This window comes from Streptomyces sp. NPDC055140 (assembly GCF_053607285.1).
Genome location: NZ_JBSGTG010000024.1, coordinates 40,553 through 54,064 on the forward strand (window position 1 = coordinate 40,553; position 13,512 = coordinate 54,064).

The 13,512-nt window shown below is 70.9% G+C and carries 10 protein-coding genes; 2 read left to right on the top strand and 8 right to left on the bottom strand.

Going from position 1 to position 13,512, the window contains the following annotated elements; all coding sequences use genetic code 11:
- Positions 1 to 13: 13 nt before the first annotated feature.
- Positions 14 to 340 (bottom strand): putative quinol monooxygenase, encoded by a 327-nt coding sequence (locus tag ACWFR4_RS35120; RefSeq protein ID WP_116511241.1) that lies wholly within the window; start codon positions 338 to 340, stop codon positions 14 to 16.
- A gap of 86 nt (positions 341 to 426) precedes the next feature.
- Positions 427 to 1,710 (bottom strand): geranylgeranyl reductase family protein, encoded by a 1,284-nt coding sequence (locus ACWFR4_RS35125; RefSeq protein ID WP_453656009.1) that lies wholly within the window; start codon positions 1,708 to 1,710, stop codon positions 427 to 429.
- A 98-nt stretch (positions 1,711 to 1,808) separates the two neighbouring features.
- On the opposite strand from ACWFR4_RS35125, the gene ACWFR4_RS35130 reads away from it, so the two are divergent.
- Both ACWFR4_RS35130 and ACWFR4_RS35135 read left to right on the top strand, forming a co-directional pair.
- Positions 1,809 to 2,315 (top strand): GNAT family N-acetyltransferase, encoded by a 507-nt coding sequence (locus tag ACWFR4_RS35130; RefSeq protein WP_240654323.1) that lies wholly within the window; start codon positions 1,809 to 1,811, stop codon positions 2,313 to 2,315.
- An 88-nt stretch (positions 2,316 to 2,403) separates the two neighbouring features.
- Positions 2,404 to 2,745, top strand: coding sequence for a PASTA domain-containing protein (locus ACWFR4_RS35135; RefSeq protein ID WP_453457018.1), 342 nt, complete (start codon positions 2,404 to 2,406; stop codon positions 2,743 to 2,745).
- A 62-nt stretch (positions 2,746 to 2,807) separates the two neighbouring features.
- On the opposite strand, the gene ACWFR4_RS35140 is transcribed toward ACWFR4_RS35135, so the two are convergent.
- From ACWFR4_RS35140 to ACWFR4_RS35165, 6 genes are all read right to left on the bottom strand, one after another.
- Positions 2,808 to 5,342, bottom strand: a complete 2,535-nt coding sequence (locus ACWFR4_RS35140; protein ID WP_453656010.1) for a zinc ribbon domain-containing protein — start codon at positions 5,340 to 5,342, stop codon at positions 2,808 to 2,810.
- A gap of 168 nt (positions 5,343 to 5,510) precedes the next feature.
- Entirely contained in the window at positions 5,511 to 6,200 is a 690-nt protein-coding gene (locus ACWFR4_RS35145; RefSeq protein WP_266673174.1) for a demethylmenaquinone methyltransferase, read from the bottom strand.
- Between the two features lie 34 nt (positions 6,201 to 6,234).
- On the bottom strand, positions 6,235 to 6,834 hold the full coding sequence (locus ACWFR4_RS35150) for a hypothetical protein (RefSeq protein ID WP_453656011.1): 600 nt from the start codon (positions 6,832 to 6,834) through the stop codon (positions 6,235 to 6,237).
- A 7-nt stretch (positions 6,835 to 6,841) separates the two neighbouring features.
- Positions 6,842 to 8,041 carry a cyclic dehypoxanthinyl futalosine synthase gene (gene mqnC, locus ACWFR4_RS35155; protein ID WP_389531204.1) on the bottom strand — a complete coding sequence of 400 codons (1,200 nt, stop codon included), beginning with the start codon at positions 8,039 to 8,041 and terminating at the stop codon, positions 6,842 to 6,844.
- Between the two features lie 118 nt (positions 8,042 to 8,159).
- Positions 8,160 to 8,639 (bottom strand): hypothetical protein, encoded by a 480-nt coding sequence (locus ACWFR4_RS35160; protein ID WP_453656012.1) that lies wholly within the window; start codon positions 8,637 to 8,639, stop codon positions 8,160 to 8,162.
- A 44-nt stretch (positions 8,640 to 8,683) separates the two neighbouring features.
- Complete coding sequence (locus ACWFR4_RS35165) at positions 8,684 to 13,414, bottom strand: DUF6531 domain-containing protein (protein ID WP_453656013.1); 4,731 nt, start codon at positions 13,412 to 13,414, stop codon at positions 8,684 to 8,686.
- Between the last annotated feature and the right edge of the window lie 98 nt (positions 13,415 to 13,512).

Sequence of the window (13,512 nt, forward strand, 5' to 3'; positions counted from 1 at the left end):
CATCGTCCGCACTTCAGCCCTTCGGGGACAATTCACCCATAGGGCCCCAACTGCCGCCCGGGATCTCCGTGTTGATGATCTCCGGTACGGAGGCGATCAGACCGGACATCGTCTCCAGGCCGGCCTTGAAGTGGTCGGAGCCCACGTGCGCGGCCCCCGCGTCCCCGTCCCGGAACCCCTCCAGGAGGACGTACTGGTTCGGGTCCTCGACACTGCGGGACCAGTCGAAGAAGAGGTTGCCCTCCTCGGCGCGCGTGGCGCGGGTGAACTCGGCGGTGTGCTCCAGCCAGGAGTCGGCGTACTCGGGCCGGGCGGTGAACTTCACGGCGATGAAAATCATGCATCCAGGGTGGCCCCCGCGGAGCGCGGGGGCCAAATCGGGCGAACGCCCGATCGTGGGAGTGCGTACGGGGCGTCGCCCGAACATCACGCCTTCGGCGCCACCTTGCTCAGGCCGTTGATGATGCGGTCCATCGCGTCGCCGCCCGTCGGATCGGTCAGGTTGGCGAGCATCTTCAGCGTGAACTTCATGAGCACCGGGTGCGACAGACCGCGCTGCGTCGCGATCTTCATGACCTTCGGGTTGCCGATGAGCTTCACGAAGGCGCGGCCCAGCGTGTAGTAGCCGCCGTAGGTGTCCTTGAGGACCTTCGGGTAGCGGTGGAGGGCGAGTTCGCGCTGGGCGTCGGTCGCGCGGGCGTGCGCCTGCACGATCACGTCGGCCGCGATCTGGCCGGACTCCATGGCGTACGCGATGCCCTCGCCGTTGAACGGGTTCACCATGCCGCCCGCGTCGCCGACCAGGAGCAGGCCCTTGGTGTAGTGCGGCTGGCGGTTGAAGGCCATGGGCAGGGCGGCGCCGCGGATCGGCATCGTCATGTTGTCCGGGGTGTAGCCCCAGTCCTCCGGCATCGAGGCGCACCAGGCCTTCAGGACCTCGCGCCAGTCGAGCTCCTTGAACGCGGCGGAGGAGTCGAGAATGCCGAGGCCGACGTTCGACGTGCCGTCGCCCATGCCGAAGATCCAGCCGTAACCGGGCAGCAGCCGGTCCTGGGCCCCGCGGCGGTCCCACAGCTCCAGCCAGGACTCCAGGTAGTCGTCGTCGTGGCGCGGCGAGGTGAAGTACGTGCGGACGGCGACGCCCATCGGGCGGTCGTCGCGCCGGTGCAGGCCCATCGCGAGGGACAGCCGGGTCGAGTTGCCGTCCGCGGCGACGACGAGGGGCGCGTGGAAGGTGACTTCGCGCTTCTCCTCACCGAGCTTGGCGTTGACGCCGGTGATGCGGCCCGTGCGGTCGTCGATGATCGGGGCGCCGACGTTGCAGCGCTCGTACAGGCGCGCGCCCGCCTTCTGCGCCTGCCGGGCGAGCTGCTCGTCGAAGTCGTCGCGCTTGCGGACGAGTCCGTAGTCCGGGTAGGAGGCGAGATCCGGCCAGTCCAGCTGGAGCCGGACGCCGCCGCCGATGATCCGCAGGCCCTTGTTGCGCAGCCAGCCCGCCTCTTCGGAGATGTCGATGCCCATCGACACGAGCTGCTTGGTGGCCCGCGGGGTGAGGCCGTCGCCGCACACCTTTTCCCTGGGGAACGCGGTCTTCTCCAGAAGGAGGACGTCGAGTCCGGCCTTGGCCAGGTAGTACGCGGTCGTCGAACCGGCTGGCCCGGCCCCGACGACGATCACATCTGCGCTGTGCTCGGAGAGGGGCTCGGTCACGGCGGGTTCTCCCGAAGACTCGAAATCTGCGTGCCGCGCGGCACCGGATGTGGGCAGTCTATGCAGCGGTACTGATCACCCAGTCGAAGGGCCGCCCTGTGAACCGAGCTCTGCCTGATGTACAGCTGCGCGTCCCCACGGACGAGGACGCCTTCGCCTGGCACCGCGTCTTCGACGACCCGGAGGTCATGGAGTTCCACGGCGGGGCCGCTGCCGAGCTGTCCGTGTACGAGGAGCTGACCGCCCGGCAGCGCCGGCATGACGCGGAGCGCGGCTTCTGCCTGTGGACGATGACCGACACGGACGGCGACGTCATCGGCTTCACGGGCGCGCAGCCCTGGCCGCACGCCTGGGGTCCGGCGGGCGAGATCGAGATCGGCTGGCGGCTCGGGCGGGCGCACTGGGGCCGCGGCTACGCGACGGCGGCCGCCCTGGCGACCGTGGAACGCGTACGGGCCGCGGGTGTACGGAGCGTGGTGGCGATGGTCGACTCGCGCAACGAGCGGTCGGTGGCGGTGACACGGCGCCTCGGCATGGAACCCGCCGAAACGTTCACCGTCCCGGGTGACCCGCGTACGGGCCTCTGCTTCAGGCTCGCGCTGTAGGTCCCTTCGGGCTCGCCTCGTCAGCCCTGCCGCTTCCGGTCGGGGGTCCGGCGGAGCTACCCTTCGGGTACCGCTGGGGGTGAAGTCTGTGCGTATTACACCCAAGACGCCCGAAGTGCGCGTACCGAAGTTCGTCGGTCTGATGGCCGTCGACGCGCGCGAGGCTGCGGCGGCGCGCGGCGTGCGGCTGGCCGCGCCCGACCGCCCCGACTTCCGTCTCACCGTGGTCGACTACGTCGTGCGCCAGTACCCGCTGCCCGACACCGAGGTGCCCCGCGGCGCCGTCGTCACCGTCTGGTTCGACCTGGCGGACGGCGAGGGCCACGGCGGCTCCGGGGTGAACGAGCCCCGCATGCCGGGGCCGCGCGGCGGCGGGCTGCAGCGCGAACTGGACGAGCCGGGCGAGACGTACACGGTGGTCGGCATGTAGTCGTCGGCACGTAGCGGCCGGCGCCTACGACCGGCCGTGACCGTCGTGGCGCCCGGCCGGAGTCAGTTCGTCAGGCGCCAGGACTCCAGGCCGGTCCGGTACATCCTCTTCAGGTCGGCCCACACGTCCTGCTGCCCCACGAGGAAGATCGTGTACTCGGTGCCGTCCTCGGCGACGTACGACTGGTCGATGCCGTGCATCGTCCGGCCGCCCTCGTCGCGGTAGGTGTACTCCCAGATCGCGCCTGGCCGCCCCTGGAAGGTGTTCCGGCGCAGGTCGATCCGCTGGTAGTCCTGCTTCTTCTTGTCCTCCTCGGCATGCTTCTCCATGTTGAGGACGTTGTCGTACGAGGTGTAGCCCGCGTCCGGGATGACGCCGATGAGGTAGTGCTCGGCGCCGGTGCTGCCCGCGTAGGTGATCTGGCTGCCGTTCTCCACGCCCTGGCGCGACCACACGTCGGGGATCACGAAAGAGAAGCCCATGGGGTCGACGGCCTTGCGGTAGCCGGACGGAACGGTCACGTCCGGGGTCGTGCTCGGCGTGGTGTCCGTGGCCCGGTCCGGCGTCGCACTCGGTGTGGGGCTCGGCACCGGGGTCGGCGTCTGCGACGTGGCGGGCTGCTCGGTGCCGACGGCGGGCTTGTCGTCGCGGCCCGCCTTGTCGTCCTTGCCGCCGTGGTCCTGGAGCAGCAGCACCCCGGCCGCCACGCCGCCCCCGATGACGAACGCGCCGGCGATGGTGGCGACCCAGATCCCGGCGCGGCGCGGCGACTTGGCCGGCGCGGCGGCCGGCTGCACGCCTAGCTGGAAGGTGCGCGGGTCGTACAGAGCAGCGGGGGCGGGGGCGGGCCCGGGGGGAGGCGTGGGGGTGGGCACCGGAGCGGCGGTGGCCGTCGGCAGGGCGGCCGCCACGGCGGGGTTCGGCGGGTCGTTGGGGGCGGGCGGTTCGTTGGGCGCTTCCGGCGCGGTAGGCGCCTGAACGGGAGCCGCCGACGCGCGATGCGCCTGCACAGGGGCATCCGGCGCAAGGGCATCCGGCGCAAGCCCGAACGCCCCCGGCGGCACCTGCGGTTCCGGGACGATCCCGGTCCGCGCCCCCGCCATCTGCATCAGATACGGCGCGAGAAACGCCGCCGCGAACACCCACAGCAGCCCGAACAGGAGCGCCTCCGCCAGGCCGAGGCCCACGCCGGCGCTGCCCGTGCCGCTGCCGCCGAGGTCGGACGCGGCCCCGGTGGCCCTCACACCGAGGCCGCCGAGCGCGCCGAGCAGCAGGAACAGACCGAGGAAGATCCCGGCGGAAAGGAGCTGCTCGCGACGGTCGGCCGACCGTCGGGCCGCCATCACGCCCACGGTCAGCGCGCAGACGGTGCCGAGGGCCAGCGCCCCCACGACCGCCCACGAGTTGGTGACGTCGCCGAGCTCGGAGAGGCCGAACGACTGGTGCTGATACCCGCCCCCGTACGTCGAACTGCCGCCCGCCTCGAAGGAGATGGGCGCGCCCCAGCCGAGGCCGAGCGCCATGGCGCCGAGGTTGGGCAGCACGAGCAGGGCGACGACCAGCGGCGACAGGTCGGCCTGGCCGAGGTCGGACACGTCGGAGGCATCGCCCAGGTCGTCGATCTGGGCGACGCTGATGAACGCGGCGATCGAGCAGATCACGAGGACGACGGCGAGGGCGCGCAGTGCCGTCCCGGTGGCCCGCACCAGCGCCAGCGCCGCCGGCCGGGCTGCGAGCCACTGGGCCAGGTCGTCGCGGTGCAGCATTCCCGCGGCGACGGCGAGCGAGATGAGGAGCGCGCCGAGCGCGGCGAGCACGGGTGACGACGAGATCCGTACGCCTTGGATCGAGGGCTGCGCGAACAGGCCGAGTACGAGAACGCCGACGGTCACCAACAGGGCGACACGCAGGGCGGCTTCGAGCCCGGGAGTACCGGGTCCGGGCGTGCCGGGGACGGGGTGGCCGCCGGGGACGGCCGGGCTCGTCGCGCGGGCCCGGAGTCGTGAGCGCAGGACGCGTACGCCGATCCAGAGCGCCAGGATCCACAGGGCGGTGACGGTGAGAGGGACGAGGGAGAGCGCGGCGCCGCCGCTGAGCTCCGCGCCCATGTCACCGCCGCCGGAGCCGAACGGCGAGTCCCCGCCGCCGAAGGGCGAGGAGCCGCCGGAGGCCGACACCTCGAAGCCGCCGCCGAGCGACTGGAGCAGCAGCGCGAGCGAGATCCGCATCCGGTCCCCGAACCCGACGACGACATAGCTGCCCTGCCCGTACGAAGGGATGGCGAGGGCGACGGCGGCGATCACCAGGAGTCCGACGGGCCACAGCGCGGCCTGCGCCGAGCCGGCCCAGTCGCCGCGGAAGGCGCGCCCGAAGAAGGCTCCGACGGGCGAGGGCCCGCCGGGGGCGAACGCGGGCGGCGGCGGGGCGGCGGGCGGCGCGAGCGGCGGAGCGGGCGGCTGACCAGGGGGCGCCGCCGGAGGAGCCGCGGGCCCCTGAGCCGTAGGCTCGCGCTCCGGCGTTCGTTCCCGCCCGCACTTCATGCAGAAGCGGGCCTCGTCGGGAGCCTGGGCTCCGCAGTGCGGGCAGAACGACGCCATGGGAAAATGCTCCGTCATCCGGGAAAGTCGTACCGTCACCAGGGGTGACCGGCTGTCACCACGTACTCAACGGACACATCTTTCCCGGTGACCGGTTCCCCGTGGCGGGGATTCGGCACAACGGACGGGCACGGAACGGGAATTGAGGGCCCGCTACTTCAAAGCCCGCTACTTGACGCCCCGGTGCAGCGCCACGACGCCGCCCGTCAGGTTGCGCCAGGCCACGTCCGACCAGCCGGCCTTCTGGAGGCGGGCCGCGAGCGCCGGCTGGTCGGGCCAGCTGCGGATCGACTCGGCGAGGTAGACGTACGCGTCCGGGTTCGAGGACACGGCGCGGGCCACCGGCGGCAGGGCCCGCATCAGGTACTCGGTGTAGACGGTGCGGAACGGCGCCCACGTCGGCTGCGAGAACTCGCAGATCACGACGCGCCCGCCGGGCTTCGTCACCCGGTACAGCTCGCGCAGCGCCGTGTCCGTGTCCTGCACGTTCCTGAGGCCGAAGGAGATGGTCACGGCGTCGAAGGTGTCGTCCTTGAACGGCAGCTTCGTCGCGTCGCCCGCGGTGAACGGCATCCACGGGTGCCGCTTCTTGCCGACCTGGAGCATCCCGATCGAGAAGTCGCAGGGCACGACATAGGCGCCGGCCTGCGCGAACGGCTGCGAGGACGTCGCCGTACCGGCCGCGAGGTCGAGGACCTTCTGCGCGGGCCGCGCGTCGACGGCCTTCGCGACCTCCTTGCGCCACAGCCGTGCCTGGCCGAGCGAGAGCACGTCGTTGGTGAGGTCGTACCGGTCCGCCACGTCGTCGAACATCGAAGCGACTTCGTGCGGCTGCTTGTCCAGGGATGCGCGGGTCACGCGTCCATTGTGGCAGTACGCCCCCGGGCAGGCGTCAGCGGCGCCGGTACACCAGGCGACCTTCGATGACCGTGGCCACACAGCTGGCCGGGCCGAGCCGCGCGAGCGAGGCGCGGTCCGGCACGTCGAACACGGCGAACCTGGCCGGTCCGCCCACGACCAGCGGCGGCAGCAGGACGAGCGGCACCGGCGAGAAGGACACCGGCCCCGGCTGGTTCGGCGGGCGCTGCCCGATCGCGAGTCCGGCCCTGCGCACCGCGTCCACCACGGCGCGGGAGCGCAGCTCCCCGGCCACGGCGACCGTGCCGTGCGCGAACAGCTGCTGGATGCCGCGCCGCGCGCTGGCCCCGACCCGGGACGGATCGGCACGGAAGATCTCCCGCGCGCGCTCCCCGACGACCGGCCGCGTGCCGAACTCGTCGGCCTCGCGCGGGTCCGGGTGGTACGTGCCTTCGAGGATCTCGGGCCCGTACGGGTTGAGCAGGCCGGGCGTGAGGATGCCGGGCCACCGCCGCACCCGTGCCTGCGGGCGGACGGCGGCGAGGTCCTCGTACGGGCCGAGGGCGGCGACGGACGCCCCGTCGACCAGGACCGCGGCCTCGGGCGAGGCCTCGGCCACGTGGATCGTCAGCAAATGAGCCTCAGTTGGTGGAGACGAGCTTCAGCTCGGGGTGTGCCGTGCCGCCCTCGATCGCGGTGGACGAGATGTGCGACTGGACGCGGTCGTCGACCGGGTCGTTCGCCGGGTCGTCGTGCACGACGAGGTGCTCGTACGTCGTGGCGCGCTGCGCGGGGACGCGGCCCGCCTTGCGGATGAGGTCGATGATCTCCAGGCGGTTCGAGCGGTGCTTGGCACCGGCCGAGGAGACGACGTTCTCCTCCAGCATGATCGAACCGAGGTCGTCGGCGCCGTAGTGCAGCGACAGCTGTCCGACCTCCTTGCCGGTGGTCAGCCAGGAGCCCTGGATGTGGGCCACGTTGTCGAGGAAGATCCGCGCGATGGCGATCATCCGCAGGTACTCGAAGAGCGTCGCCTGCGTGCGGCCCTTCAGGTGGTTGTTCTCCGGCTGGTACGTGTACGGGATGAAGGCGCGGAAGCCGCCCGTGCGGTCCTGTACGTCGCGGATCATGCGGAGGTGCTCGATGCGCTCGGCGTTGGTCTCGCCGGTGCCCATCAGCATCGTGGACGTCGACTCGACGCCGAGGCGGTGGGCCGCCTCCATGATCTCCAGCCAGCGCTCGCCGGACTCCTTCAGCGGGGCGATCGCCTTGCGGGGGCGGGCCGGGAGGAGCTCGGCGCCGGCGCCCGCGAAGGAGTCGAGGCCGGCCGCGTGGATGCGCTCGATGGCCTCCTCCACGGACACCTTGGAGATGCGGGCCATGTGCTCGACCTCGGACGCGCCGAGGGAGTGGATGACCAGCTGGGGGAACGCCTGCTTGATGGCGGAGAAGTGCTTCTCGTAGTACTCGACGCCGTAGTCCGGGTGGTGGCCGCCCTGGAACATGATCTGCGTGCCGCCGAGTTCGACGGTCTCGGCGCAGCGGCGCAGGATGTCGTCGAGGTCGCGCGTCCAGCCCTTGGCGGTGTCCTTGGGCGCGGCGTAGAAGGCGCAGAACTTGCACGCCGTCACGCAGACGTTCGTGTAGTTGATGTTCCGCTCGATGATGTACGTCGCGATGTGCTCGGTGCCGGCGTACCGGCGGCGCCTGATCGCGTCGGCGGCCGCGCCGAGCGCGTGCAGGGGAGCGTCGCGGTAGAGGTCGAGCGCCTCTTCGGGGGTGATGCGTCCACCCGCGGCGGCACGGTCGAGGACGGGCTGAAGGTCGGCCTTCTCGGTCACCGGGGTCCCTTTCGCGGGGTCAATGGACGGACCGATCCAGCCTACGCCAGCTCTTCCGGCTGCCCGAGACCAGGCGCCCCGACCCGCCCCGACCCACCCCGCCCGCCCGCCCGCCGGGTCAGCGGACCGGCCGTGTCGTGACCAGGACGTAGTCGAAGTACAGGGGGTCGCCCTCGTCGTCGGTGGGGTACTCGTAGGAGCTGTTGTTCGCGAAGGTGGTCTTGAGCTCCGGCAGGAGATACGTCCCGTAGTCGTCGTCGTACTCGACCTCGTGCCCGCGCTCCTCGATCTGCTCCACCAGCTCCTCGCTGGGGGTGCGGAACACGTCCAGACCGTCGAAGGTCACGTTGATGTCGGCGTCCTCCTTGCGGAAGCGCCAGAGTTCGACACTGGCCAGTGCCCGGTCCTCCGGGAAGAACAGGACGAACTGGAACCTGGAGTCCTCCAGCGTCAGCACGTACTGGCCCGGCGGCTGCTCGGCACCCGCCTGATGGCTGACGGTGGCACCCAGATCCCGGGCGATGTCCATCGCCTCACCGAAGGGCATGCCGAACCGGAACGGGGCAACGCCGGCGTTCGGCCGAATCTCGACATCCATGTTCTCTCCCCTTTACCGCTTCTACCGCTTGACAACTGGCCGTCTCACCGAAGCAGTTCGGCCGTGTCGATGCTCCAGCCGCGCTTGGTGAGCATGTCCTTGAGGTTCTTGTTGTCCTTGAGGCTGTTGACCATATCTTCGATGTGCGAGTCGTATTTGCCGGGGAACCTGCGCTTGATGTCATCGATATCCATGCGCATTGCCTCGGTGATACGCCCCTGGTCCACCAGTTCCCGCTGCCTCATGTGCCACGCCTGCGTCTGCAGGTCGCTGCCGGTGCTGTAGAGGGAACGGTGGTCGTCGTACTCCATACGGATGGACGGACCGCTGCGGACCTGCTGCTTCTTGTGTGGTTTCCCGGCCCGGTAGAAGCCCGGGTCCGTGATGTTCTTCCACGCCGTCTTCGGCGGGATGTGGTTGACCTCCATATCGATGGTGGAGACCCGGTTCCCGTTCTTGTCCTTGAGGTTCGCCGGGAGCTGTCCGCCGTACCAGCCGCCCTTTTCCGTGCACCCCTTGGCAATCAGCCCTTCGGGGTCCATCCGCGTATGGGGATTGCCGACGTACGCGGCCGGGTTCGGCGCCGGGACCAGGCCCAGCGGGTCCGCCGAGACGTAGCGGGCCGTCTCCGGGTCGTAGTGCCGGAAGTAGTTGTAGTGCAGGCCGGTCTCCGGGTCGTCGTACTGACCCGGGAAGCGGAGCGGGGTGTAGGCGTCGGCCTCGCGGTTCCAGGCCGTGATGCCCCAGAGGGTGGAGCGTTTGTACCAGGCGATCTCGCCCTGTTCGTCGACGAGCTCGGTGGGCGTGCCGACCAGGTCGGTGACGATGGCGAAGAACCGGCTGTCCATGTCCGGCTGGGCGGCGTCCGGTGTGAGCCGGCGTTCGAGCTGGGAGATCGGGCGGTAGCCCTCGTAGTCCCAGGTCAGCGTCACACCGGTCACGTCGTCCGTCTGCTCGGCGAGCACCGGGCCGTCCCAGGAGAAGCGAACCGTCGACTCGGCCTCGGTGGTCCGTCCGTCGGGCGCCATGCGGTACTTGGCGGTGCGGCGGCCGAGCGGGTCGTAGGTGTAGCGCCACACCACGCCGTCGGGGGTGGTGCAGGACACCAGGCGGTCCTCGGCGTCCCACGCGTAGCGCCAGGTGTCGGGGCCGCGCGACAGGCGCCGCTTCTGGCGCAGGACGACCCGTCCCGCGGCGTCGTACTCGTAGCGCACGTCGCCCGCGCGGAGGATGCGCGTCCCGTCGTAGTCCCGTTCGCCGCGGCTCTCCGTGTGCCGGGCACGGTCGGGCCACTGGGCGCTGGTCTGGTTTCCCGTGGTGTCGTAGGCGTAGGCCTCGGACCAGTCGCCCGCGCTGACGCCGAGGGGTCTGCCCAGCGGGTCGAGCTCGAACTGCGTGGTCAGGCCGGTCAGCTGGTCGGTCGCCGAGGTCAGCAGGCCGTCGGCGCGGTAGCCGTACGCCCGTGAGCGGACCGTGCGCCGCGCGGTGGAGACCGACTGGGACGTGAGGCGCCCGATCGCGTCCCATCCCGAGGCGAGCGTGACGGGCGCGTCGGCCGGCCCGAACGTGCGCTGGAGTTCCCGGCCCATCTCGTCGCGCGTGTAGGTGAGCGTGCGGCCGGAGCCCTCGACGCGCGTGCGGTTGCCCCCGGCGTCGTAGGCGTACGTGGCCACGGCCCCGGTGGGTGTCGTGCGCGACGTCAGCTCGCCGTGCGCGTCGTAGCCGAGCCGCAGGGTGCGTCCGTCGACGGTCTCCGCGACGAGGCGCCCCATCGCGTCCCGCTCCAGCGTGAGGGTGGACGTCGGCGACACGGCCCGGGTCATTCGGTCCCCCGCGTCGTAGGAGAAGTGGGTGACGACCCCGGCGACGTCCTTCGACAGCGCGTTGCCCACGGCGTCGTAGACCGTCGTGATCCGCTCGCCGAGCGGCGTCGTGCGGGTGAGGAGACGGCCTGCGGCGTCGTGCTCGTACGTGGTGGTGCGGCCGTCGAAGTCGGTCTCGGACACCGGGAGTCCGGACGCTCCGTAGACGTAACTCCACGTCCTGCCCTGTGGGTTGAGGACGCCCGTGACCCGCAGCTCGGTGTCGTGGGAGAACTCGTAGCGCGCCCCGTCGGGGCCCGTGCGGGCGGTGAGCTGGTCGAACCAGGCGTACTCGAACCGGACGACGGAGCCCAGCGGGTTCGTGTACGAGAGGCAGTTGCCCTCGTCGTCCCACGTCCACGACTCGCTCGTCCCGTCCGGGGCGACGCGCCGCGTGAGCCAGCCGTCCGTCGTCCACTCCAGGCGGGTGACGGATCCCGCCGGGTCGACGGACTCGCAGGGCCGGGCGAAGGCGTCCCGCCGCACCGTGTACACGGCGCCCTGCGGATCGGTGACCGAAAGCGTCACGCCCGCCTGGTCGTTGGTGCGCAGCTCCGTGTCACCGGTGGGGTAGGTCGCCGTGGCGACAGCGCCTGCGGCGTCGTACGTGAACGTGGTCGACGTCCCGTCGGGTGCGGTGATCGCGGTCCGGTTGCCGAACGCGTCGTAGGTGTGGCGCCACACCGTGCCGTCCGGGCCCGTCATCGTCTCCGGCTGGTGCAGGGCGTTGTACGTGGCCGACGACCGGCGCCCGTCCGGGAAGTGCACCGTGAGCAGATTGCCTGCATCGTCGTACGTGAACGTGGCCGTGCTGCCGAGTTCGTCGGTACGGGAGATCAGGTTGTCGTAGCGGTCCCACTCGAAGTGGACGGTGTTGCCCAGCGGGTCGGTCTCGGACACGGTCTGGCCGAGCGTGTTGAGGCGGGTCACGGTGATGGCGCCCGTGGAGTCCCTGAACCGGGTGACGCGCTCGGCGAGGTCGTAGTCGAAGCGCGAGGAGAGCGCGCCGTCCGGGCCGACGGTCTCCACGACACGGCCCGCGGCGTCGTAGACGTAGGTGTAGGCGTGGCCGTTGCGGTCGGTCCACGACGTCACGCGGTGCTCGTCGTCGTACGTGAAACGCAGCGGGGCTCCGGAGGAGTTGGTGACCGTCTCCAGGTCCCGTGCCGCGTCGTACCCGAACGAGGTGACGCGGACCGGGCCCTCCGGGGTCCGCAGGTCGAGGGCGGTGACCCGGCCGAGCCCGCGGTCGGTGGTCACCTTCACGTGGTAGCCGCCCTCGTGGAGGACGGTCGCGGGCAGGCCCTCGTCGTCGCGGACGATCTGCACGGCGTTGCCGTTGCGGTCCTCGAGCTCGCGCAGCCAGTAGAGGCCGGAGGTGTACGGGTTGCCGGTGAAGCGGCGTGTAAGGCCGGAGCGCACCTCGCTCACGGAGTAGGTGACTTCGCCGAGGACCGACCGCTCGACGTAGGTGAGCGGAATGCGGTCGCCCTCCAGCGGCAGGACCTCTTCGTCCGGGTCGCGGGGAAGCGCCGGGTAGACGAGGACGGAGCCGTCCTCGCGGGCCCACAGCGCGCCGGTGCCGTGCAGTTCGAGGCGTTCGTCGAGCGTGGAGGCCCAGCTCGCCCCGAAGCAGTGGCCGTAGCGGTAGCTGGATATGTGCGTGCGCCGCAGCACCAGCGGCAGCACACCGGGCAGGGCCAGGTCCGTCTGGCTCAGGACCATCTCGCCGCTCGCCACGTCGACCGGGTCGGTCTTGCAGCGGCGCCGCAGCAGGGCGACGGCCTTCTCCCGCGCGCTGTCCAGCGCCGTACGCATCGACCCCGGGCGACGCTTGCCCCCGCCGTACGGCTTGTGCCTGCCGTCGTCGCCGTCTTTGCCGCCCTTGCCGGACGCGATGGCCTTTATCCGGGCCCGGATGTCGTGGTCGGTGTTCTTGTGGTGCTTGGACGTGGCCCGGATGCCCTCGGTGACCTCGTCCCGTACGTGCTTGACGACCCGGCCGAACGCCTTCTCGGTGCCCTTGAGCGCGCCGTGGAGCATCGAGTCGAAGGCCTGGGTGAAGGGGTCACGGCCCTTGCTCTTGCCGAAGGCCGTCCTTGCGCGGGTCAGGGACGGCATGGAGAAGCTGTGCATGTCGCCGCCGCGGCGCACCAGGTTGTCGGCGCCGCTCTTGTACGCGACGTGGTCGATGTGGATGTCGTCGCCGGTGCCGCCGCCTCCGCCGCCACCCCCGCCTCCGGCGGAGGCCAGCGCCATGTGGTCCTTGCCGCCGCCGTGGTGTCCCCCGCCGCCCTTGCCGCCGTCGCCGCCGGGGTCCATGGTCTCGGGCGGCAGAGACAGCGCGTCCGACGCCAGGTCGAGGGCGACGTCCTCGGCCATCTTCTCCAGCTTCTTGGAGACCGGCTCGGTGACCTTCGCGAGGAGCTGGGAGACGATCTCCTCGGCGGCCTCCTTGACGATCCGCCGGGCCACCTCGCGCATCGCCGTCACCTCGGCGGCGCCGATCAGCGCCGAGAGTCCGCCGGTGACCACGGCGAGGCCGGCCGAGATACCGACCGAGGCGGCCATCACCCCGAGTTCGATCTCGGCCTTCGTCTTCATGCCGAAGACGACGTCCGCGACCACGTCACAGGCGTCCGCGAACAGCCGGGCCAGTTTGGGCAGTTCGTCCAGATGCCCGGCCTTCACCTTCCCCCAGTGCTTCTCCAGGGCATCGACCGCGTACCCCGAGCTGGAGGCGAGCACCTGAGCGATCTCCTGGTGCGCGGACGCCCCATGGCCCTCGAACTGCTCGGCGAACTCCCGCAGGGCCGTGGCCATTTCGCGGTAGTCGTCCTCGTCCACGTTGGGCCAGTTGATCCCGATGAAGTCGAGGACCTCATCCAGCCAGCCGGGCAGTACGTAGCCCATCCCCCGTCATCCCCCTGTTTCGCCATCACCCGTAGTGGCAACCACTGTTCGAACAGACGATGACCTTAGACGCCGCGGTTCCCCACCGGACTTCACCC

Coding starts and splice junctions, on each gene's coding strand:
- ACWFR4_RS35120 (WP_116511241.1), bottom strand. CDS start 340: ATGATTTTCATCGCCGTGAAGTTCACCGCCCGGCCCGAGTACGCCGAC.
- ACWFR4_RS35140 (WP_453656010.1), bottom strand. CDS start 5,342: ATGGCGTCGTTCTGCCCGCACTGCGGAGCCCAGGCTCCCGACGAGGCC.
- ACWFR4_RS35160 (WP_453656012.1), bottom strand. CDS start 8,639: ATGGATGTCGAGATTCGGCCGAACGCCGGCGTTGCCCCGTTCCGGTTC.
- ACWFR4_RS35165 (WP_453656013.1), bottom strand. CDS start 13,414: ATGGGCTACGTACTGCCCGGCTGGCTGGATGAGGTCCTCGACTTCATC.